The organism is Methylobacterium carpenticola (genome assembly GCF_042748905.1).
Lineage (GTDB): Bacteria > Pseudomonadota > Alphaproteobacteria > Rhizobiales > Beijerinckiaceae > Methylobacterium > Methylobacterium carpenticola.
Genome location: NZ_JBHZEO010000001.1, coordinates 5474731 through 5496027, shown reverse-complemented (window position 1 = coordinate 5496027; position 21297 = coordinate 5474731). Strand labels below are relative to the sequence as shown.

Annotated in this window: 12 protein-coding genes; 2 read left to right on the top strand and 10 right to left on the bottom strand. The window is 74.7% G+C overall.

The genetic code is table 11. The features are described from left to right. Positions 1-299: 299 nt before the first annotated feature. From ACE101_RS25495 to ACE101_RS25470, 6 genes are all read right to left on the bottom strand, one after another. The gene (locus ACE101_RS25495; RefSeq protein WP_379135712.1) at positions 300-1019 is read right to left on the bottom strand and encodes a DUF1013 domain-containing protein; all 720 of its coding nucleotides are present in this window, start codon (positions 1017-1019) and stop codon (positions 300-302) included. A gap of 341 nt (positions 1020-1360) precedes the next feature. Further along, entirely contained in the window at positions 1361-2305 is a 945-nt protein-coding gene (locus tag ACE101_RS25490; RefSeq protein WP_379138932.1) for a ribose-phosphate pyrophosphokinase, read from the bottom strand. Between the two features lie 136 nt (positions 2306-2441). Then, positions 2442-2690 carry a DUF4170 domain-containing protein gene (locus ACE101_RS25485; protein ID WP_379135709.1) on the bottom strand — a complete coding sequence of 83 codons (249 nt, stop codon included), beginning with the start codon at positions 2688-2690 and terminating at the stop codon, positions 2442-2444. Between the two features lie 170 nt (positions 2691-2860). Continuing rightward, a complete protein-coding gene (locus ACE101_RS25480; RefSeq protein WP_379135706.1) occupies positions 2861-3946 on the bottom strand; it encodes an alkene reductase in 1086 nt (361 codons plus the stop codon). 206 nt (positions 3947-4152) lie between these two features. Further along, positions 4153-4551: a hypothetical protein gene (locus tag ACE101_RS25475; RefSeq protein ID WP_379135704.1), complete on the bottom strand. Its 399-nt coding sequence runs from the start codon at positions 4549-4551 to the stop codon at positions 4153-4155. 65 nt (positions 4552-4616) lie between these two features. Further along, positions 4617-5414: a hypothetical protein gene (locus tag ACE101_RS25470; protein WP_379135701.1), complete on the bottom strand. Its 798-nt coding sequence runs from the start codon at positions 5412-5414 to the stop codon at positions 4617-4619. Between the two features lie 479 nt (positions 5415-5893). Here ACE101_RS25470 and ACE101_RS25465 point away from each other — a divergent pair, with 479 nt between their 5' ends. Beyond that, positions 5894-6349, top strand: a complete 456-nt coding sequence (locus tag ACE101_RS25465; RefSeq protein ID WP_379135698.1) for a hypothetical protein — start codon at positions 5894-5896, stop codon at positions 6347-6349. Between the two features lie 57 nt (positions 6350-6406). Next, complete coding sequence (locus tag ACE101_RS25460; RefSeq protein ID WP_379135696.1) at positions 6407-6646, top strand: hypothetical protein; 240 nt, start codon at positions 6407-6409, stop codon at positions 6644-6646. A 66-nt stretch (positions 6647-6712) separates the two neighbouring features. Here ACE101_RS25460 and ACE101_RS25455 read toward each other — a convergent pair whose 3' ends face one another. The 4 genes from ACE101_RS25455 to ACE101_RS25440 all read right to left on the bottom strand — a co-directional run bounded on the left by ACE101_RS25455 (position 6713) and on the right by ACE101_RS25440 (position 21028). Next, a complete protein-coding gene (locus ACE101_RS25455) occupies positions 6713-9028 on the bottom strand; it encodes a xanthine dehydrogenase family protein molybdopterin-binding subunit (protein WP_379135694.1) in 2316 nt (771 codons plus the stop codon). After that, a complete protein-coding gene (locus tag ACE101_RS25450) occupies positions 9025-9504 on the bottom strand; it encodes a (2Fe-2S)-binding protein (RefSeq protein ID WP_379135691.1) in 480 nt (159 codons plus the stop codon). The genes ACE101_RS25455 and ACE101_RS25450 overlap by 4 nt, the downstream gene beginning before the upstream one ends. A 255-nt stretch (positions 9505-9759) precedes the next feature. Continuing rightward, entirely contained in the window at positions 9760-11271 is a 1512-nt protein-coding gene (xseA, locus tag ACE101_RS25445) for an exodeoxyribonuclease VII large subunit (protein ID WP_379135688.1), read from the bottom strand. A gap of 124 nt (positions 11272-11395) precedes the next feature. Continuing rightward, positions 11396-21028: an apolipoprotein A-IV repeat region-like domain-containing protein gene (locus ACE101_RS25440; protein WP_379135685.1), complete on the bottom strand. Its 9633-nt coding sequence runs from the start codon at positions 21026-21028 to the stop codon at positions 11396-11398. Positions 21029-21297: the final 269 nt, after the last annotated feature.

The following is a 21297-nucleotide window of genomic DNA, read 5'->3' as shown; positions in this document are numbered from 1 at the left end:
CTTCGAAGGGCCGGACGACGCCGGCGGCTCGTGTGACGGGCCGCTCCTGCCCGCCGGTGCCCCGTCGGCTCCTCGGAGCCCCCGGGGCGCGCTCCCCGAGGGAGCGTGCCGGCGCGAAATCGACGGACAGGACCGTGTTCTGTCCGGGGAGAGCCGCGCCATGCGAAAAGAGGGGCCTTCCGCCCCTCTCGACCTCATCGCGCGCGGATCTCGCCGGATCGTGGCGCCTTATCGTAAAAGCGCCCTCCGGGCAAGACGAACCAGCAAAGATCGACGCATCGCCGGAGCGACGAGCGCGATCAGAGGTCGTCCTCGTCGTCCTCCTCGCCCCGGTGCAGGGGCTTGAGGCGGGCGAAGACCGAATCCGCGTCGAGCCGCTCGTCGCGGCCGCCGCGACGGGCATCGCGGTCGTCCTCCTCGTGCTCGGGGAGCACGGAGAGTTCGGGCGGCATCAGGGTCTGGCCGCCATCGACGGGCTCCACCACCGCCGGCCGGTCCTTGGCGGCGCGCTGCACCTCGAAATCGAGGTCGATCTGCGTGCACAGGCCGAGGGTGACCGGATCCATCGGCTGCAGGGCGGCCGAGTTCCAGTGGGTGCGCTCGCGGATCTGCTGGATCGTCGACTTGGTGGTGCCGACGAGGCGCATGATCTGCGCGTCCTTGAGTTCCGGATGATTGCGCAGCAGCCAGAGGATCGCGTTGGGACGGTCCTGGCGGCGCGACAGCGGCGTGTAGCGCGGCCCCTTCGAGCGCTTGACCTCCGGCAGCTTCACCTTGGAGACCGCCACCTTCATGCGGTGGTTCGGGTTCTTCTGGGCCCGCTCGATCTCCTCGCGGGTGAGCTGGCCGGTGGAGACCGGATCGAGCCCCTTGATGCCGCTCGCCACCTCGCCGTCGGCGATGCCCTTCACCTCGAGCGGGTGGAGCTTGCAGAAATCGGCGATCTGATCGAAGGACAGCGACGTGTTCTCGATGAGCCAGACGGCCGTCGCCTTCGGCATCAACGGTCCCTGGGACATGCAGCACCTCCTCGGGCGCCCCCTTGAGCGGGGACGCGGATGCCGCCGGGCAACGCGGCGGCCTGAATGACGACCCTTCGCACAGCATGACGCCGCGGGCGGCGCCGGGGAGGCCCCGCCGGACATTCCGGATCACTCCGGGATGTCGCGTCTCACGCTGTGAGGGAGAAGGCCGCAATATAGGAGGGTCCGCCCCCGGGCGCAAACCGGATTTCGGCATGCCCGATGCGGATGGAGGGCCGAGGCGTCAGCGACCCCGGCAGCCGGACGCCCCTCGGGCCGAGGCGCCGTCACCGGCGGCCGCGCGGGTCCCGAAGGCGGCAGGACCGGGATGGGTCGATTCAGACGAAGAGGCTCGACACGCTCGATTCCTCGGCGGTGCGGCCGATGGCCTCGCCGAGGAGCGGCGCGATGGTCACCACCCGGATGTTGCGGGCGAGCTTCACGGCGGCGGTGGGCTGGATGGAATCGGTGATCACCAGTTCCTTCAGCTTCGAGGAGGCGATGCGCGAGACCGCCCCGCCCGAGAGCACCCCGTGCGTGATGTAGGCGGAGACGTCCTTGGCGCCCTTCGCCAGCAGCGCCTCGGCGGCGTTCACCAGCGTGCCGCCGGAATCCACGATGTCGTCGACGAGGATGCAGGACCGCCCCTCGACGTCGCCGATGATGTTCATCACCTCGGATTCGCCGGGGCGCTCGCGGCGCTTGTCGACGATGGCGAGCGGCGCGTCGATGCGCTTGGCGAGCGCGCGGGCGCGCACCACGCCGCCGACATCCGGCGACACCACCATCATGTCGTCGGGGTCGAGCCGCTCCTTGATGTCGCGCACCATCACGGGGGCGGCGAAGAGATTGTCGGTCGGGATGTCGAAGAAGCCCTGGATCTGGCCGGCATGCAGGTCGAGGGTCATCACCCGGTCGGCGCCCGCCTCGGTGATGAGGTTCGCCACGAGCTTCGCCGAGATCGGGGTGCGGCCCGAGGTGCGCCGGTCCTGGCGGGCATAGCCGAAATACGGGATCACCGCGGTGATCCGCCGCGCCGAGGAGCGACGTGCGGCGTCGATCATGATGAGGAGTTCCATCAGGTGATCGTTCGCCGGGAACGAGGTCGACTGGACGATGAACACGTCCTCGCCGCGCACGTTCTCCTGGAGTTCGACGAAGATCTCCATGTCGGCGAAGCGCCGCACGGAGCACAGCGCGAGCGGCTGCTCCAGATAGGCCGCGATCGCCTCCGCGAGAGGCCGGCTCGCGTTACCCGCCACGATCTTGATCGAGGATTTCATCGCCATTCCATCGGTCCTGGCCGCCGCAAGCGGTTCTGGCCGCCGCAAGGGTGCCGGGCCGGCGCGCCGCGCCCGGCTCATATCAGTGGTGGCGGAGCGTCACAATGTCTTCATGGACGCGGTGCCGGCCTTGTCCTCAGGGCTGCAGCAGCTTGTGCAGATGGACGATGAAGTAGCGGGTGAGCGCGCTGTCCACGGTCTGCTGGGCCTTGGCCTTCCAGGCCATGGCGGCGCTGGCGTAGTCCGGGAAGATGCCGACGATGTCGAGCTTGGACAGGTCCCGGAAGGTGACGCCTTCGAGGCTGGTGAGTTCGCCGCCGAAGACGAGGTGGAGGAGCTGCGTCGGCTCGGAGGATTGCGACGGCTGGCTGCCGGTGGTGGTCATACGGTCGTCTCCCGCTGCCGGGCCGGGTCGGGGCCCGGCCCCCGGTTGCAAGCGGCGGGCCGCGCGTCAAGCCGGGAATCCGCCGCACTGCACCAAAGACTCCGCGGGGCGTGCGGCGGTGCAACGCCCGGACCTGCCGCTGCGGCAGGTCCGGGCGGACGAACCGAGTCTCAGCCCGCCGGGTCCAGGGCCGGATAGTCGATGTAGCCCTCCGGCCCCTGGCTGTACCAGGTCTTGGGATCGTCCTTGGTCAGGGCGGCGCCCCTGGCGATCCGTGCGGGCAGGTCGGGATTGGCCAGGAAGGTGCGCCCGAACGCGATCGCGTCCGCCCGCCCCTCGTCGAGGGCGCGCTGGCCGCTCGCCCCGTCGAAATCCGCGTTGAGCACAAGCGGGCCGGCGAAGGCCGCCTTGATCGCCGGGGCCACGGGCGGGTGGACGGCCTTGCCGAAGGTGCCCTGCGGCCCCGGCTCGCGCAGTTCCAGGAAGGCGAGGCCGAGACGCGACAGGGCGGTCGCGGCGGCGACGAACAGGGGCTCGGGCTCGGGATCCTCGACACCCTGGATCGGCTCGTTCGGCGACAGGCGCACGGCCGTGCGGTCCGCCCCCGCCGCGTCGGTCACGGCACCGGCCACCTCGACGAGCAGGCGGATGCGGTTCTCGACCGGGCCGCCGTAGCCGTCCTGGCGATGGTTGCCGGAGCGGCGCAGGAACTGGTCGATCAGGTAGCCGTTCGCGGCATGGATCTGCACCCCGTCGAACCCGGCCTCCACGGCGTTGCGGGCCGCCTTGGCGTAGTCGTCGAGGAGGCGCGGGATCTCGTCCTCGCGCAGGGGCCGCGCCGCGGCGTAGGGCTTCCTGCCGTCATAGGTGTGGGCCTGCCCGGGCGCCGTGGTGGCCGAGGCCGAGACCGGCGGGGCGCCGTCGAGGAAGTCCGGGTGCACGATGCGGCCCATGTGCCAGAGCTGGGCCATGATGCGCCCGCCCGCTCGGTGGACCGCCGCCGTCACCGGCTTCCAGGCCTCGACCTGCTCGGGCGACCACAGGCCCGGCGCATAGGGCCAGCCCAGCCCCTCGCGGCTGATGCCGGTGGCCTCGCTGAGGATCAGGCCGGCGCTCGCGCGCTGCGCGTAGTACGCGGCCATGATCGGCGTCGGCACATGGGCGCGGGTGGCGCGGCCGCGGGTCAGCGGGGCCATCAGGATGCGGTTCGGCGCCGCGATGGCGCCGAGCTGGATCGGGTCGAACAGGGACGGCATGGGGGCTCCGGACTGGCGCCGCCTTCGTGGCGGCCGGTCCCCCTCACCTAGAGCAGCGCCCGATCACGGTGCATTCGGGCGCTGCTCCGGGTCTTCGATGTTACCGCATGGCCTGCGACGAACCGGCATCCACTTCGTCGGACGATGCTCTCAGCGGCCGGGCCGGAGTCGCCAGCCGGGCGGCGTTGCGCCCGGCGCAGGCCCCCTCAGCGCTGGCCGAGCTGGGACTTCGCCTGGTTCAGGGCCTGCAGGCAGCCGGCCTCGTCGCCCTTCTTGGCGGCCTCGCGGGCGCGGTTGAGGCTCGCCCGCGCCTCCATGGCGCCGGTGCCGGTCCCGGCCTCCGCGGCGGCCCGCGCCTCGCCGGAGCCGGCCTCCGGGCCCTTCGGCAGGGCGGAGGGCGGCACGTTCTCATTCTTGGCCGCCTCGCCCTGCGCCTCGCGCCGGCTCGACACCTCCTTGCTCGCCGTCGAGGTCGAGATCACGTCCCGGGTCTGATCGGCGAGCCGCGGCTCGAAGGCGGCGATCTCCTGCTCGCAGGCGGCCGCGGCGGGCAGGACCGCCAGCCCCCACAGGAGGCCGGCGGCGAGGGAAAGGCGTGGGATCATCGAACGGCTCCGTTCAGCGGATGCCCGCTCAACCCCGATCCGCCGAGGCAGTTCCGGCCGCGGCGTCAGTCGACCAGGGGCGGCACGAACATCTGGCGCTCGTACCAGGGCAGGGCCGCGATGCTCACGACCGACGGGCCGCCCTCGAAGATGCGGTCGAGCATCCCGCCCGACGCCTCGAAGCTCACGGTCTTGGCCCGGTCGATGCCGCTGCCCTGGCTGCGGATCACGAAGCTGCCCTGGTCGATCCGGTAGAGGCGGCGCAGCTTCGGGTCGGCCGCCGAGACGTTGCGGGAATCGAGCTGGATCCGGGCGGGCGGGCCCGCCTCGTAGGCGACCCGGAAGGCGAGCCGCTCCCCGGTCTCGGCGGCGACGCTCCAGGATTCCTCGACCGTCCTGGCGAGGTTGTCGCCGTGCGTGGTGCGCGCGACCGTGACCGTGGCGGGCTTGCCGACCCGGTAGAAGCCCGGCGTGGTCCGCGCGTCGCTGAGCACCGCCACGATGCCGAAGGCGGTCTCCTCGCCGTTCCGGGCGGGAACCGACAGGGCCACGAAGGCCCCCGGCCCGACCTCCGGCTTCCCGTCCGCCGCGAGGCCCAGCAGGCTCTCCGCGAACACGATCGCGAAGTTGGCGCCCTTGGCCGGCCCCTGTGCGACCGGGTTCACCGTCCAGCCGGCCGGCAGCAGGGATTGGGCGACCGCGTCCGGGATCCTGGCGGTGACCACGGTCCGCACCTCCTGCCCCCAGCCGGCGGGCGCGCCGAGCGGCGCGGGCGCCGCCGCAGGCGGAGCGGGCTGGGCGGCGGCGGGCGACAGGCAGGCCAAAGCAGAGGCCAGCAGCGACGGAAGCATCAGCTTGATCACGTCTCGTTCCTCCCCGGAAGCGGTGGGACCCAGCCCCGATAACCGTGAGAGGACAGGCGGCCGACATCCGTCAGGGACATCGGCCAGCGCCCGGATCATCCCGACGAGCGAAGAAACGCAAGTCTCTCCGTCCGGACTTATCCTCCCTATGCCGGCATGACGGGCTTCGTCGACCGGATATCTTCATCCTTATCAAGAGTACACGCTGTTCTTATGAAAAGGAAGACCGCCTTGTATTGGCGGATCGATCCGTCTCATGGCGTACGATCCGCGTTGCGCGTCGCCGTCCCGCAACAGGAACCCGCGGGCCCGATCCCCCAACGGAAGACGGGCCGATCGGAAGATCACGGCGGGTCGCCCCCTCGGTTCTCCCGGATTATCGACAATTCGACCGAATCGTTGCGGCGGATTTTCAGGCGAATGTCCCAGAGTGCCCCTCATCACGGCGCGGGACCGGCGCCGCAGACGAGGTGTGTTCGATGAGATCGTCTTCAGAGGCCGGCATCGGTCATGGCCGGGCGGCGGCCGGCCGGGCGGCGCCGACGTCCCGGCCGGCCCTCTCCCGCTTCGCGCGGCTCGTCCTGGCCGGGGCCTGCGCCCTCTCCCTCTCGGCCTGCGTGACGGCGCGGGAGCAGCGGGCCATGGACCAGGGCCAATGCGCCGATTTCGGCTTCGAGCCCGGCACCGACGCCTTTGCGCAGTGCATGCTGGACGTGACCCAGCAGCGCGCGCTGATGCAGCAGAACGAGCGGCTGGCACTCCAGGCCCGGCTCACTGCCCAGAACCAGGAGCGCGAGCGCCAGAGGGACCTCTACCGGGCGCTGAGCCTGCAGCGCAGCGGCGACACGCGCTTCCCGGTTTGCGGGGCGGCGAGCAACGGCGGCCTCGATGCCCGCTCCGGCACTTGGTACGGCCCGAACTGCCGCGCCCGATGAGGCGGCGGACGCGATGGCAAGCGACGTGACGCGGGGAACCAAGGGGAGCCAAGACCGATGAGGCCGCCGTCAGATCATCCGGGACCGCGCCATCCGGTCGGTCTCATCCTGCTGATCGCGGTTCTGCTCGCCACGGCGGTCGGCCTGGCGAGGCAGAGCACGGGAGCGTTCATCCTGGTGCTGGCCGCGAGCCTGGTGGCGCTGACGGCCCTCTACGCGGCCGTCCGGCGGCGCCTCGGCTGGCGTCCCCTGGACGCCGACGCCCTCGCCACCCTCTCCGGCATGCCCTGGATGTGACGGTCCGGCCCGGAGGCCGCCGCGTCCGGCGGCCTCCGGGTCTCGGTCAGGTGCCCGGGCCCGCGCTCAGGCGCTCAGCTTGTCGCGCAGGGGCAGTTGCCGGATGCGCCGGCCGGTGGCCGCGAAGACCGCATTGACGATGGCCGGCGCCACCGGCGGGACGCCGGGCTCGCCGACGCCGCCGAGCGGCTTGCCGTAATCGCTGCCCGGCAGCAGGTGGACGTTGATCACCTTCGGGGCCGCGTCGATGCGGGTGATCTCGTAGGTGTCGTAGTTGTCCTGCACCGCCCGGCCGTTCTTGAAGCTGATCTCGGCGGTGAGCGCGAGGCCCATGCCCATCACCACGGCGCCCTCGAGCTGCGAGCGGATGCGCTCCGGGTTCACCTGCGGCCCGCAATCGACCGCGATGTCGACCCGGTGCACGGTGATCTCGCCCTTGGGCCCGACCTCCACCTCCGCGGCGGCGGCCGTGTAGGTGACGAAGCTGTAGTGGCCGGCGATGCCGAGCCCCCGCCCCTTCTCCACCTTGCGGCCCCAGCCGATGCCGCTCGCCGCCGCCTCGATCACCCGGCGCAGGCGCCCGGTATCGATCGGGTAGCGCGACGGATCCTCGCCGTAGTTCCAGGCGTCCCCGATCTTGACCGGATCGATGATCCGGGCCGGGCCGATCACCTCGAGGAGGTAGTCCTTCGGGTCGCGGCCCGCCGCGTGCGCGAGTTCCGCCACGAAGGACTGGATCGCGAAGGCGTGCGGGATGTTCGACACCGACCGGAACCAGCCGATGCGCACATGCGCCGGCGCGCTCGGGTTCTCCATCCGCAGGTTGGGGATGGCGAAGGGGGTGTTCACCAGCCCCATGCCGAGTTCGATCGGAATCTCGTTCTGGGCGCCGTCCACGAAGATCGAGCCGATCGTCGGCGCGACGCTGCGGTGCAGCCACGCCACCGGCTTGCCCGTCTCGTCGAGACCCGCCTCCAGGTGCTCCACCGAGACCGTGTGGTAGTAGCCGTGGTGGAGGTCGTCCTCGCGCGTCCAGGTCAGCTTCACGGGCGCGCCGTCCATGGCCTTGGAGCAGAGCGCCGCCTCGACCACGTAGTCGGGCTTCGACTTGCGCCCGAAGCCGCCGCCGAGCAGCGTCACGTTCACGGTCACGTTCTCGGGGCCGATGCCGAGACGCTTGGCGATGCGGTCGCGCGTCGCCTGCGGCGCCTGGGTGCAGGCCCAGGCCTCCACCTTGCCGTCCTTGATCCGCACGGTGGCGGCCGGCGGCTCCATCGGGGCCTGGACGAGGTGCGGGATGTAGTATTCCGCGCTGATCCGCTTGGCGGCCTTGGCCATGGCCGCGTCGACGTCGCCCTCCTGGCGCACCACCTTGCCGGGCTTGCGCGCGGCCTCCTCCAGCTGCGCCCGGTAGGTGTCGGAATCGTACGAGGCGTTCGGCCCGTCGTCCCAGGTGATCGTGAGGGCCTCGCGGCCCTTGATCGCCGCCCAGGTGTTCTTCGCGATCACCGCGACGCCGCCGAGGGGCTGGAACTCCACCGGCGGGGTCGGCGGGTCGATCGGCACCACCTTGACCACGCCCGGCACCTTCAGGGCGGCGTCCGCGTCGACGGACTTCACCTTGCCGCCGAAGACCGGCGGATGGGCCACCACCGCGTAGAGCATGCCGTCGAGGCGGGTATCGAGGCCGTACCACGCCTTGCCGGTGGTGATGTCGTGGTTGTCGATGAGGCCGGTCTTGCCCTTGCCGATATAGCGGAAGGCGGCGGCGTCCTTCAGGCGCACGGCGTCGCCGGTCGGCACCGGGAGCTGCGCGGCGGCGGCCGCCAGCTCGCCGTAGCCCGCCTGCTTGCCCGATCTGGCATGGCGCAGGACGTGGTTCTCCGCCGTCACCTCGGCGGCGGGCACGCCCCATTGCCTGGCCGCGGCCTCGATCAGCATCTGGCGGGCCGCGGCGCCGGCCCGGCGCAGCGGCATGAAGAAGTGGCGCAGGGAGCGCGAGCCGTCGGTGTCCTGGTTGCCGAACTTCGTCTCGTCGCCCTGGGCCTGGGCGACCTTCACCTTGGCCCAGTCGGCGTCGAGTTCGTCGGCGACCACGAGGGCGACGGAGGTGCGCACCCCCTGCCCCATCTCCGAGCGGTGGCAGGTCACCGTCACGGTGCCGTCGGGCGCGATGGCGACGAACAGGTGCGGGTCGTCGCGCCAGCCATGCGGCATGGCGTCGGCGCCGAACGTCTTCGGCTCGTCGGCGGCCCGGGCGGGCGTGCGCAGCGAGAGGGCGAGGACCAGCGCGCCCGCACCGCCGAGGAGGCCGCGGCGGCTGACGTTGCTGAGCGCTTCGGCGGGTCCGGCCTGGGAGGCGAGATCGGTGTCGTGGATCACAGGCGCTCTCCCTGGCTGGCCTTCGGGGTCACGCCGGCCGCCTGCTTGATGGCGGCGCGGATGCGCGGATAGGTGCCGCAGCGGCAGAGATTGCCGCTCATCGCGGTGTCGATGTCCTCGTCGGTGGGCTTGGGCGTGTCCTTGAGGAGCGAGGCGGCCTGCATGATCTGCCCGGTCTGGCAGTAGCCGCACTGCGCCACGTTGAGGTCGCGCCACGCCGCCTGCAGGGGGTGGTTGCCGTCCGGCGACAGGCCCTCGATGGTGACGACCGGCTGACCCTCGGCCGCCGAGACCGGCGTCTGGCAGGCGCGCACGGCGCTGCCGCCCACATGGATGGTGCAGGCGCCGCAGGCCGCGATGCCGCAGCCGAACTTGGTGCCGGTCAGCCCCAGCTCGTCGCGCAGATACCAGAGGAGCGGCATGTCGGGATCCCCGTCATAGCTGCGCTCCGCCCCGTTCACGGTGAGTTTGATCATCGTCGCCCTCCGGCTGTCGGGGGAGCGGCGCATCGCGCGGACACGCTTCCGGTCGCGGCGCGCGGCCCGTCCTCGATCACAACGGTTCCAATCAGGCGGTCCTAGGCCGGGCGCTCCGGGAGCTACAACTGCACCGAGCGCACCCCCGGCCTGCACCGCTTGCGGGAACTTTTCCCGATGAGCCAATCTGGATCGGCCCGGCGCCTTGGAAAGGGGTTTTGGAAGAATTCCAGCGTCGGCCGGCCCGTCCCCCGGTCAGGGATCGAACAGCGAGCCCTGCTTGGCGGGCGCCGCCGGTCCCCGCTTCGCCGCGGCCCGGCGGGGCGGCGCGCCCTCGACCACCGCCCCCACCTTGCCGTCCTGGAACTCCAGCGTGATCCGGCCGGCCGCGCGCGCCGCCCCGGCCTCGGCCAGGGGGCGGTCCTGCCCATCGAGGACGAGGGCGTAGCCCCGCGCGAGCACCGCCCGGTAGTTCAGGCTGTCGAACAGGGCCGCGAGGCCCTGGAAGCGGCCGCGCCGCCGCTCCAGGTCGCGGGCCTGGGCCTGGGCGAGGCGCTGCGACAGGCCGTTCAGGCGCTCGCCCCGCACCGCGACGAGGCGCTCCAGGGCGTGGCGGGGCCGGTGATCCACGGCGGCGAGGCGCTCGCGGGCGCGGGCGAGGCGGAGCGCCGGCGGGTGGCGGCCGAGATCCTGCAGCAGGCGCGCGAGGCGGCGCTGCGCCGTGCGGGCGCTCTCGGCCAGCGCCGGGCGCAGGCGCGCCTCCGCGAGGTCGAGGCGCTGGCGCTTGACCGCGAGCAGGGCCTCCGGGCTCGGGATGACCCGCGCGAGGCCGCGCAGGTCGCTGCGCCGCCGGTCGATCGCGCGCGCGAGCGCCGCCGCGTGGCGCCGCGCCAGCCCGTCGAGATCCGCCACGAGGTCGAGGCGCACCGGCACCGCCATCTCGGCAGCGCCCGTGGGCGTCGGCGCGCGGCGGTCGGCGGCGTGGTCGATCAGCGTCACGTCGGTCTCGTGGCCGACCGCCGCGATCAGCGGGATCGCGCTCTCGGCGGCGGCCCGCACCACGATCTCCTCGTTGAAGCTCCAGAGATCCTCGATCGAGCCGCCGCCGCGGGCGACGATCAGCACGTCCGGCCGCGGGATCGGCCCGCCGGAGGGAAGCGCGTTGAAGCCCCGGATCGCCGCCGCCACCTCCTCGGCCGAGCCCTCCCCCTGCACCCGCACGGGCCAGACCAGGACGGGGCGGGGGAAGCGGTCCTCCAGGCGGTGGAGGATGTCGCGGATCACCGCGCCGGTCGGCGAGGTGACGACGCCCACCACCCGGGGCAGGTAGGGCAGCGGGCGCTTGCGGGCGGCGTCGAACAGCCCCTCGGCGGCGAGCTGGCGGCGGCGCTCCTCCAGGAGCGCCATCCAGGCGCCCGCGCCCGCGGGCTCCAGCGCCTCGATGACGATCTGATAGGCGGACTTGCCCGGGAAGGTGGTGATCCGCCCGGTGGCGACGACCTCCAGCCCCTCCTTGGGCCGGTGGCGCAGGCGGGCGAAGGTGCCCTTCCAGATCACCGCGTCGATCTTGGCGCCGCCGTCCTTGAGCGAGAAATAGGCGTGGCCGGAGCTGTGCGGGCCGCGGAAGCCCGAGATCTCGCCCCGCAGCCGGACATGGCCGAACGCGTCCTCGAGCGTGCGCTTGAGCGCCGCGGCGAGATCCGTGACCGACCATTCGGGCGCGTTGGCCGGCGCGGCGGGAGGCACGGAGAGGAGCGAAGCGGACATGCCCTCAAGGCTAGCCGCAGGCCCCGCCCCGCGGAAGGGCGGGCCGGGCGCCGCCTGTTGACGGCGCCCGGCCCGTGTCGTGGGTGCATCAGGCTCCGAAGCCCCGCGGCGCCCGCGGGGGCGCTCAGGCGCCCTCGAACCGCCCGCTCGCATGGGCGAGCATCGTGTAGACCTTGCCGGTCTCGGAGGTCAGGTAGGCGTTGGCCCGGCGCGGATCCTTGTCGGCGCGGGAGACCTCCCCGAGCAGGCGCTCGAACTCCCGCACGTAGCGGTCGACGGTGCGCCGGAACTCCGGCTCGGCCTGGTAGCGGCGGCGGATCTCGTCGAAGGTCTGCTGGCCCTGCGCCGTGTAGAGGTCGCGGGTGAACAGATCCGACTCGCCCTGCCGGTAGCGCTCCCAGAGGGTCACGGCGGCCTGGTGGTCGATCATCCGGGCGATGTTGCCGGAGATCGAGTCGATCGTGCCGAGCCCCTCGTCGGCGCCGCGCGGGCGCCCGCCCGCCTCGGCCGGGGCCTCGTCCTGCGAGGCGCGGCTGAGGAGGTCGGACAGCCAGCCGGCGCCGCCAGCCTTCGAGGCTCCCGTGGCCGGCCGGGACGCGGGACGCGCCGCGGGGGCCGGGGCGGGCACGGCCGCCGGAGCGGGACGCGCCGCGGGAGCGCGCGCCGCCGGAGCGGGGGCCGGGGCCGGCCGCGCCGTGGCAGACGCTGTGGACCGCACGGTCTCCGCCGGGCGAGGGGCCTGCGCCGGCCGGCTCTCGGCCGCCGCCGCACGGCCCTCCGCCGCACGCACCTCTGCCGGCTTGGGCGCGGCCACGTCGACCGAGCGGCCGGAGCGGGCGACCAGGGCCGAGAGCTCGTTGAGCGCCTTGATCTGGTCGGCCACCACCCGGCGCATCTCGCTCGTCGCGTCCTGCGTCTCCTGCGGGATCGCGTTCACGCCCTGCTGCAGCTCGGAGCGGATCTCGTCGAGGGTCCGGCGGATGTCGGCCGCCATGCCGCGCAGGGATTCCACCGTGCCCTGGAACCGGGTCGCGGCCTCGCCGAACGCGCCCTGAAGCTCGCCCGAGGCATCCGCCACCGCCTTGCGCACCGCGTCGGCGGTCCCGGCGCCCTCGGCCTGCGCGCTGCCGCGCAGCCGCTCGAAGGACTCGGCCAGGGATTCGCCCGCCGCGCGGGCGCTCTCCGCCAGGGCCGTGCCCAGTGCCTGCGTGCGCGCCTCGACGCCCGCGAGCGTCTCCGCCACGCGCCCGCCGAGCCCGTCTGTCGACGCCGTGAGCGCCGCCGCCCGCGCGTCGATCTGGGCGAGCAGCCCGTCGATCGCCGCCTTCCGGTCCGACAGGGCGGCGGCCATGCGGCCCTCCACCCCTTCGAGTTCGCCCGCCGCCTCGGAGAGGCCGGCGACGTGCTGGCGGGTGGTGTCGGCGAGCGCCTTGCCGCGGGCGTCGAGGGCGGCGGCGAGGCTGGAGGCCTGCCGCAGCGCCCCGGCCGCGGCCTCCTGCAACGCCGTGACTTGGCCGGAGACCAGGCCCGAGGCGTGGCCGGCGCCCTCGGCGATCTCGGTGAGCGCCCCCTGGATCTGCTGGACGCGGCCCGCGAGCCCGTCCTCGATCGCCGCCAGGGTGTCGCCCGCGTTGCCGACGAGGTCCTGCAGGCCGAGGCAGGCGCTCTCGATCCGGCCGATCAGGGCGCCGAGGTCGCCGCCGATGCGGGCATTGACCTCTTCCAGGGCCTGCACCGCCCGGGCCGCTCCCTGGCCGGCCGCCGCGTCGAGGGCCGAACCGGCGCGGGCCACCGCCTCGGCCAGTTCCCGGCTGCGCCGCTGCAGGGTGTCGAGCACGCTGCCGACCCCCTGCTCCAGGGTCTGCTCCAGGGCTTCGGACTGCTCGGCCAGCGCCGACACCAGGGCGGTGCCGGGGCCGTCCACCAGGGCGCGCAGGGCTGAGACCTGCTGGTCGAGGCCGCCGACCACCGTGGCCCCGCTCGCCTCCAGGCTGGCGACGAGGGCGGTGCCGCGCGCGTCGATCGCCTCCCGCAGGATGCGGGCGCTCTCGTCCAGGGTGCGGCCGAGGGCTTGGCCGCGGCCGTCGACGATCTCGGCCAGCGCTCCGACGCGCTCGTCGAGGCTGCGCGCGAGGGTCGCGCCCGGGCCTTCGAGGGCCTGGGTGAGTTCGCGCGCGGTCTCGGCGAGGCTGCGGGCGAGCGTCGCGCTGCGCTGGTCGATGACCGCGGCGAGCGCCGCCGCCCGGCGGTCGAAGCCGCTGGCGAGCCCGGCGCTGCCCTCGTCGAGGGCTGCCTGCAGCGCCGCCGCGCGCTCGTCGAGGGCCTGGGTGAGCGCCGCCGTGCGGGCATCCACCAGGGCCGCGTAGGCGTCGCTGCGGTCGTCGAAGGCGTCCGCCAGGGCCTCGCCGCGGGCCGCGACCAGGGCCGCGAAGGCGCGCATGCGGCCGTCGATCCGCGCCGTGAAGGCGGCGCTGCGCTCGTCCACCGCGCCCGACAGGGTCTCGGTGCGCTCCTGCAGGAGCGTGGCCAGGGCCTGGGCCCGGCTCTCGACGGTCTCGGCGAAGGCGTCCGCCCCGGCCGCGACGGTGCCGTCGAGGGCGGCGATCTGCGCCTGAAGTCGGGCCGCGAGGGCCTCGCCGCGGGCGTCGAGCACGCGGCCGAACTCCTCGGCCCGGCCCTCCACGAGGCTCGCGAAGGCGGCATCGCGCCGGGCGATCGCGTCCGAGAACTCGGCGATGCGCGCCTGCAAGGCCGTGCCGAGCGCCCCGCCGCGGCTCTCGATCAGGCCGAGCAGCTCGCCCGCGCGACCGTCGAACAGGGCGACGAGATCCTGCGTGCTCTGCTCCACCGCCTCCGACAGGGAGGCGACCCGCGCCTGAAGGGCCTGCGCGGCGGCGTCGCCCGCTCCCACCGCCTCGACGACGGCCTGCCCGCCCCGCGCCAGGGTGCCGGCAAGCGCCTGCGTGCGCTCGTCGAGGACGGAGGCCAGGGAGGCGGTGCGGGACCGCATCTCCTGGGCGAGCGCCGTCTGGCGGGCATCGAGCAGGGCGGTGATCGCCCGCTCGTTCTCCTCCAACACCTCGCGCAGGCCCGCGCCGCCCGCGAGGAGCTGCGCGAGGGCCGTGCGGCGCTCCTCGACGAGGCCCGCGAAGGCCTCGGCGCCGAGTTCGACCGCGGTGCCGAGATCGTCGATGCGGGCCTGCAGGCGCTGGCCGAGGCTCGCCACGCGCTCGTCCACGGTGCGCGCGAAGGCCTCGGCGCGGCCGTCCACCAGGGCCGCGAGGGCGTTCCCCCGCGCCTCCACCGTCTCGGCGAAGGCGGCGCCCCGGCGCTCCACCAGGAGGTCGAGGGCGGCGATGCGCCGGTCGAACAGGGTGGCGAGGTCGCGGGTGCGCTCGTCCACGGCGCCGGTCAGGTCGCCGACATGGTCCTCCAGCTGCCGCACCAGGCCCTGGCCGCGCTCGGCCAGCAGGCCCTGCAGGGCGCCGACCCGCTCGTCGAGGACGCTGCCGAGCGTGCCGGCCTGTCCGTCGAGGAAGCCGCGCAACGCCGCCGCGCGCTCGTCGAGAACGTCGTGGAGCACCCGGATGCGCTCGTCGAGGGTGGCGCGCAGGGCCGCCGCCTGCCCGTCGAGCAGGGCGTGGATCATCGCGGCCTGCTCGTCCACGAGGCCGCCGAGGCGCTTCAGCCGCTCCTCGAAAGCCTCGTCCACCTGCGAGCCGCGGGCGTCGAACAGCTCGGCCATCGCCGCCGTGCGGGCCGCGACGCCCTCCTGCAGGCGCGTGCCGCCCGTCTCCAGCACGTGCTCGGCCTCGGTGACGGCGCCCTGGAGCCGCGCGACCAGGGTGTCGCCCCGGCGCTCCAGGGTCGCGTCGAGCGCGGTGACGCCGTCCTGCAGGCGGGAGCCGCCCTCCGCGAGGGTGCGCTCGGCCTCGGCCACCGCCGCCCGGAGGCGTTCGACGATGCCCTCGCCGCGGTGCTCCAGCAGCTCGGCGAGCGAGCTGCCGCCGCGGTCGAACAGGCGGGCGATCTCCGTCACCCGCTGACCGAGGGAGCCGAACATCTCCCGGCCGCGCTCGTCGAGCTCCGCCGCCATGGCGGCGGTGCGCTCCGCCACGAGGCGGCCCAGGGTCTCCGCCCGGCCCTCGAAGGCCGCGCGGATCGCCTCGGCATGGGTGGCGAGGTCGCGGCTCGCCGCGCCGCCGTGGTTCTCCACGAAGCCGACGAGGTCGCGGGTCCGGGCCGCGAGTTCCTCGTCGATGGCGCGGGTGCGCGCCTCGACCTGGCGCAGGATCTCCTGGGCTTGGCCGCCGAAGGTCTCCTCGATGAGACGGCTGCGCTCGTCGAGCGCCGCCGCGACGCCGTCGAGCCGGCGCAGCACGCGCTCGTCGAAGCGGGCGGCGCCCGCATCCATGCTCTCGGTCAGCGCCTCGGTGCGGCGGCTGAGTTCCCCGCCGATCTCGCCCGCGCGGGCGAGCAGCGCATCGCTCATCGCCTGGCTCTGGGCGGTGATCGCCCGGGCCAGCTCGTCCGCGCGGGCGTCGAGCGCCTGGGCGACCTCGCGCCCGCCCTCCGCCAGGGTGCGGGCGATCTCGCCGGCCCGCACGATCAGGGCCTCGTTGAGGGCGGTGGCGCGGGCGCCGATCTGCCGGTCGACATGGCCGACCAGGGTGTCGAAGGTGGCGCTGATCTCGGCGCTGCGCTTGGCGGAGCGCTCCTCCAGGGCCCCGAGCTGGGTCTCGACCACGTCGCGGGCCTCGCGGGTGCGCTCCGCGATGCTCTCGGCCACCGCCCGGCCCTGCACCGTGATGACGCGGTCCATCTCCTCCAGGTTGGTCGCCACCGTCCGGGTGAGGTCGCCCGTGTCGCGGGCGATGCGGTCGGCCAGGATGTCGCCGCGGGCGATCAGCTCCTGCAGGGCGGCGAGGCGGTTCGTCAGCACCTCGTCGATGGCCTTGCCGCCCGTCTCGGTGGAGTTCACCAGGGTCTCGCCGGCGCGCATGAGCGCGTCGTTGACCCGCGCCCCCTGGCTGGTGACGGCGAGCACGATGTCGCGGCCGACGCCGGCGAGACGGGTCTGCGTCTCGTCGGTGTGCCGGCCGATCAGGGAGACGATCTCGCGGCCGTGGCCGTCGAAGGCCGTCTCGACGGCGCCGATCTGCGTCGTGAGCGCGCTGCCCACGCCCTCCGCCGAGCGAGCGATCGCGAGCGCCGCCGCCTCGGCGCGCTCGGCCAGCGTCTCCACGGCGCGGCGCAGGGCCTCGTCCGCCTCGCCCGTGCGGGTGGCCACGCGGGTCTCGGCCTCCTCGGCCGCCCGCAGGAAGGCCTCGGCCACGTCGCCGAGCCGCGCATCGACCGCGCCCGTCGCCGTCTCGGCCGAGCGGGCGATCAGCATGGCCGCGTCGCGCGCCCGCTCCGCGAGCGCCTCCACCGAGCGCCGCAGCGCCTCGTCGGCCTCCGCCGTGCGCGCCATCACGCGGCTGCCGGCCTCGTCCGCCGCCCCGACCAGGGCCGCCGTCGCCGCGCTCACCCGCGCCTCGAGACCGCCGGTGGCGGCCTCCGCGGCGCCCGCCACCGTGGCGGCGACCGCCTCGGCCCGGGCCACCACCGCGTCGAGGGCCTCGCGCAGGGATTCGTCCGCCTGGCCGGCGCGGGCCGTGACGCGGCTCTCGGCCTCCTCGGCCGCCCGCAGGAAGGCCTCGGCCACGCCCGCGAGCCGCGCATCGACCGCGCCCGTCGCCGTCTCGGCCGAGCGGGCGATCAGCATGGCCGCGTCGCGCGCCCGCTCCGCGAGCGCCTCCACCGAGCGCCGCAGCGCCTCGTCGGCTTCCGCCGTGCGCGCCGTCACGCGGTCGCCGGCCTCGTCCGCCGCTCCGACCAAGGCCGCCGTCGCCGCGCTCACCCGCGCCTCGAGACCGCCGGTGGCGGCCTCCGCGGCGCCCGCCACCGTGGCGGCGACCGCCTCGGCCCGGGCCACCACCGCGTCGAGAGCCTCGCGCAGGGACTCGTCCGCCTGGCCGGCGCGGGCCGTGACGCGGCTCTCCGCCTCCTCGGCCGCCTGCAGGAAGGCCTCGGCCACGCCCGCGAGCCGCGCATCGACCGCACCCGTCGCCGTCTCGGCCGAGCGCGCGATCAGCTCCGCAGCCTCCTGGGCGCGCTGGGCGAGGCCCTCCACCGAGCGCCGCAGGGCCTCGTCGGCCTCCGCCGTGCGCGCCCCGAGGCGCGCACCCATCGCGTCCGCCGCCCCGACGAGCGAGGCCGCCGCCGCGGTGACGCGGTCGTCGAGGCCGTCCGTCGCCGTCTCGGCGGCCTGCGCGATCGCACCGGCGACCGCCTCGGCCCGGGCCGCCACCGCGTCGAGGGCGCGCCGCAGGGCCTCGTCCGTCGCGGCCGTGCGCGCCCCGAGGCGCCCCTCGGCCTCCTCGGCCGCCCGCAGGAAGGCCTCGGCGAGGCCCGCGAGCCGCGCATCGACCGCGCCCGTGGCGGAATCCGCCGAGCGGGCGATCGCCGCCGCGGCCGCCTGGGCGCGCTCCGCCAGCGCCTCCACCGAGCGTTGCAGGGCCTCGTCGGCCTCCGCCGTGCGCGCCGTCAGGCGCGCGCCCACCGTGTCCGCCGTGCCGAGGAGCGCCGTCGTCGCCGCGGCCATGCGGTCGTCGAGGCTGCCCGTCGCGGTCTCGACCGCCTGGGTGAAGACCGAAGCGACGCTGCCGATGCGGGCATCCACCGTCCCGGTGGCCATCTCGGCCGAGCGGGCGATGGCGACCGCCGCGTCCCGCGCCCGCAGGACCATGGCTTCCACCGCCTCGCGCAGGGCGGCGTCGGTCTCGGCCACCTGGGTGCCGATGCGGCCGCTCGCCGCCTCGGCCGCCTCCGAGAAGCTCACGACGACGCCGCCGATCTGCGCGTCGACCGCGCCGGCCGCGGTCTCGGCCGAGCGGGCGATCCCGGCCGCCACCTCCTCGGCGCGGGCCGCCAGCGCCGCGACGGAGCGGCGCAGGGTCTCGTCCGCCTCGCCCGTGCGGGACTCGATGCGCGCGCAGGCCTCCTCGGCCGCCGCCAGGAAGGCCGTCGCGACACCGGCCGTGCGGTGATCGAGGGCGCCCGTGGCGGATTCGGTGGCCTGCACCACCGCATTCGCCGCCGCCTCGATCCGGGTCAGCGCCTCGCGCAGCTGCGCGTCGGTCTCGTCGACCCGGGCATGGAGCAGGCGCGTGCCCTCCTCGGCGGCGCCGAGCACGCGGGAGGCCGCGCTGCCGCTCGTGGATTCGAAGGTGGCGGCGAGATCCTCGGCGCTCTGGCGCACGATCTCGACGCTCTCCGCAGTGCGGTCGCCGACGCTCCGGAGGATCGTCTCGGTGGAGCGGCGCAGCACCTCCGCCACCTCGCCCGCCCGGGCGCCGATCTCGGCGGTGGCGGATTCGGCGGCCTGCCGGAACAGGGAAGCGGCCTCCGCGGTGCGGCTGCCGAGCTCCGTGCCGGTGGATTCCAGCGTGCGGTGGAAGACCTGCGCGGCCTCGACCGCGCGGGTGCCGAGGGCGCCCGTCGCGGCCTCGGCGGCACGGCGCATCGTCTCGGCCGCCTCGGCGGCACGGGCTTCGAGCTCGCCCTCGGCCGCCGCCAGCGCCTGGCGGAACGCCGCGACGGCCTCGCCGCCCGACAGGGCGGCGGCCTCGGCGCCGTCCTCCGCGGCGCGCCGGAAGGTCGCCACCGCCTCGGCCACGCTGGTGCCGACCGTCAGGGCCGTGCCCTCGCCCGCGGCGCGGATCGCCTCGGCGGCCTCGGCGGTCTGCGTCCCGACCGCCTGGGTCGCGGTCTCGGCGGCCTGCCGGAAGGCCTGCGTCGCCTCGGTGGCGCGGGCATCGATCTCGCGGGCCACCTCGGCGGCCGCCTGCCGCAGGGCCGCGATCGCCGCGCCCGTGCGCCCGTCGAGGGATTCCTGGAGGGCGTCGGAGGCGGCCGCGAAGGCGGTGGTCGCGGTGGCGGTGCGCTCGGCCATCAGGCCGGCCATGCGCTCGCCGGTCTCGGCGAGGCCGCGCTCCAGGGCGCCGCCATGGACGACGAGCGCCTCCTCGACCCGGCCGATGGTCTCGTCGAGGCGGCCCGACAGGTCGGCGGCGCGCACGCCGATGGCCTGGGCGGCCTCCTCGACGAGGGCGGCGACCTCCTCGCGCAGCCGCGCCGCGCGGGCCGAGAAGGCTTCGAGCACGCCGTCGCTCGCCTGGGCGAGCGCGCCCTCGGTGTCACGGGCGCGCGCCTCCAGGGTCTCGGCCACCTGGCTCCCGGCCCCCTCGATCTCCTGGCGGAGCGCGGTCGAGCGGTCGGCGATGTGGGCGGCGAGCGCGTTGCCGGAGGCGGCGAAGCGCAGGGTGATGGCCTCGCCCGTCTCGGCGAAGCGGTCGGTGAGGTCGGCGCCGCGGGCGAGCAGGCGCTCCTCCAGCGTGGCGGCCGAGCGCTCGAAGCCCTCGCGGACCTGCGCGCTCTCCCGGTTGAGGGCCTCGATCACCCCGGCACCGGTCTGGCCGAGGACGCGGGCGACCTCGCCCGTGCTCTCGGCGAGCGCGCTGGTGAGCAGGCCGCTCGTGTGCCCGATCGCCTGCGTGACCTCCTCGACCCGGGCCTGCAGGGTGACGGCGAGGGTGTCGCCCGCCTCGCCGAGGCCGGCCTTGAGGCTCTCGCCGGTGCTGGCGAGCCGCTGGACGAGGCCGTCGCCCTGCCCCGAGACGGCCTGCGCCACCCGCTCGCCGGTCTCGGCGAGGGCGGCGGTGATCTCCTCGCCCTTGCGGCCGAGGGCAGCGGTGATCTCCTCGCCGCGCGAGCCGAGCGAGGTGGTGACGCGCTCGCCCACCCCGTCCACGGCGGAGACGATCCGGGTCGCGGCGGTGTCGAGTTCCTGGGTCAGGTTCTGGTGCGAGCCCTGGATGGCGCCGCGCACGCGCTCGGCATTGGCGACGATGGATTCGCGCTGGGCGACGAGTTCGTCCACCAGGGCGCGGATGCGGATCTCGTTGTCCGAATAGGCCCGCTCCAGGGTCGAGATCTCGCCGCGGACCAGGGTCTCGAGTTCGCCCGCGCGGGCGAGCGCCCGCTCGACGCCGTCGCCCACCGCCGCGACCTCGCGGCGGACCGCCTGCGACATGGTCAGCACGGCATCGGTCGAGAAGGCCTCCGGCTCGGCGAGGCGGATCGCCACGTCGCCCACCGCGCGGGCGACGAGGCGCATCTCCTGGGCGCGCACGGCCAGCATGGCGGCGATGAAGAACAGCAGCACGGGCGCGAGCACGGACGCGGCGCCGACCGCCCCCTGGAGGCCCGTGAGGCCGGTGAGGAAGCCGCGGATGTCGCCGTTCGCCTGCGACCAGGCGAGGGCCGCGAAGCCCGCGAACCAGACCAGGGCGGCGAGGGTGGCGAGCAGATAGGGCGTGCGCGAGGGCTGCACGCGCAGGCTCTGGCGCATGGCGCCGATGCCGCGGCGGTCGTCGTTGGCCACGAGGGAGCGGTCGGGCGGCAGCAGGCCGCCCTCGCGGCGGGCCTCGCGCTCCAGCTCCGGCATCACGCTGCCGTCGAAGACGGGCTCGCCGGAGCGGGCTCCGGCTCCGGGGCGGCGCGGGGCGGAGAGCGGATCGGCATCCTCGACATCGGGCAGCCGGGGCTCGACCCGGTTGGCGTCGGCGGTCGGCGTCTGGTCCAGGTTCAAGGCCTGCTCAATGGCCGACAGCGCCGCTTCCGTCGGGTCCTTGAGCTTCTTCTCGGTTGCCATCGAACGCCTCGTTACGCCGTGAACCCCGGCGAGGGACCCGGCGGCGCCCCCGCGCCCCCGGCCTTCCGCCCGCTGCCCGGACCCGAAGGCCCGGACGCGAGGCTGTCGCCATTACCGGGGCGAACCTTAGACGCAAGGAGTACCAGCGGGATACCCGATCCGGTCGAACCGGCCCAAAAACCTTAACGGATTGGTTACCATTGGCGTGGCGGTTCGCGTTGTCCCGGGCTATCCCACGGACGCGCAAGGGTTCCCGCCGGCACCCCGGC

Excerpts from the sequence above, each read along its gene's own strand:
- ACE101_RS25495 (WP_379135712.1), bottom strand. The coding sequence starts at position 1,019 with ATGTCCCAGGGACCGTTGATGCCGAAGGCGACGGCCGTCTGGCTCATC.
- ACE101_RS25490 (WP_379138932.1), bottom strand. The coding sequence starts at position 2,305 with ATGAAATCCTCGATCAAGATCGTGGCGGGTAACGCGAGCCGGCCTCTC.
- ACE101_RS25485 (WP_379135709.1), bottom strand. The coding sequence starts at position 2,690 with ATGACCACCACCGGCAGCCAGCCGTCGCAATCCTCCGAGCCGACGCAG.
- ACE101_RS25480 (WP_379135706.1), bottom strand. The coding sequence starts at position 3,946 with ATGCCGTCCCTGTTCGACCCGATCCAGCTCGGCGCCATCGCGGCGCCG.
- ACE101_RS25475 (WP_379135704.1), bottom strand. The coding sequence starts at position 4,551 with ATGATCCCACGCCTTTCCCTCGCCGCCGGCCTCCTGTGGGGGCTGGCG.
- ACE101_RS25465 (WP_379135698.1), top strand. The coding sequence starts at position 5,894 with ATGAGATCGTCTTCAGAGGCCGGCATCGGTCATGGCCGGGCGGCGGCC.
- ACE101_RS25460 (WP_379135696.1), top strand. The coding sequence starts at position 6,407 with ATGAGGCCGCCGTCAGATCATCCGGGACCGCGCCATCCGGTCGGTCTC.
- ACE101_RS25450 (WP_379135691.1), bottom strand. The coding sequence starts at position 9,504 with ATGATCAAACTCACCGTGAACGGGGCGGAGCGCAGCTATGACGGGGAT.
- xseA (WP_379135688.1), bottom strand. The coding sequence starts at position 11,271 with ATGTCCGCTTCGCTCCTCTCCGTGCCTCCCGCCGCGCCGGCCAACGCG.
- ACE101_RS25440 (WP_379135685.1), bottom strand. The coding sequence starts at position 21,028 with ATGGCAACCGAGAAGAAGCTCAAGGACCCGACGGAAGCGGCGCTGTCG.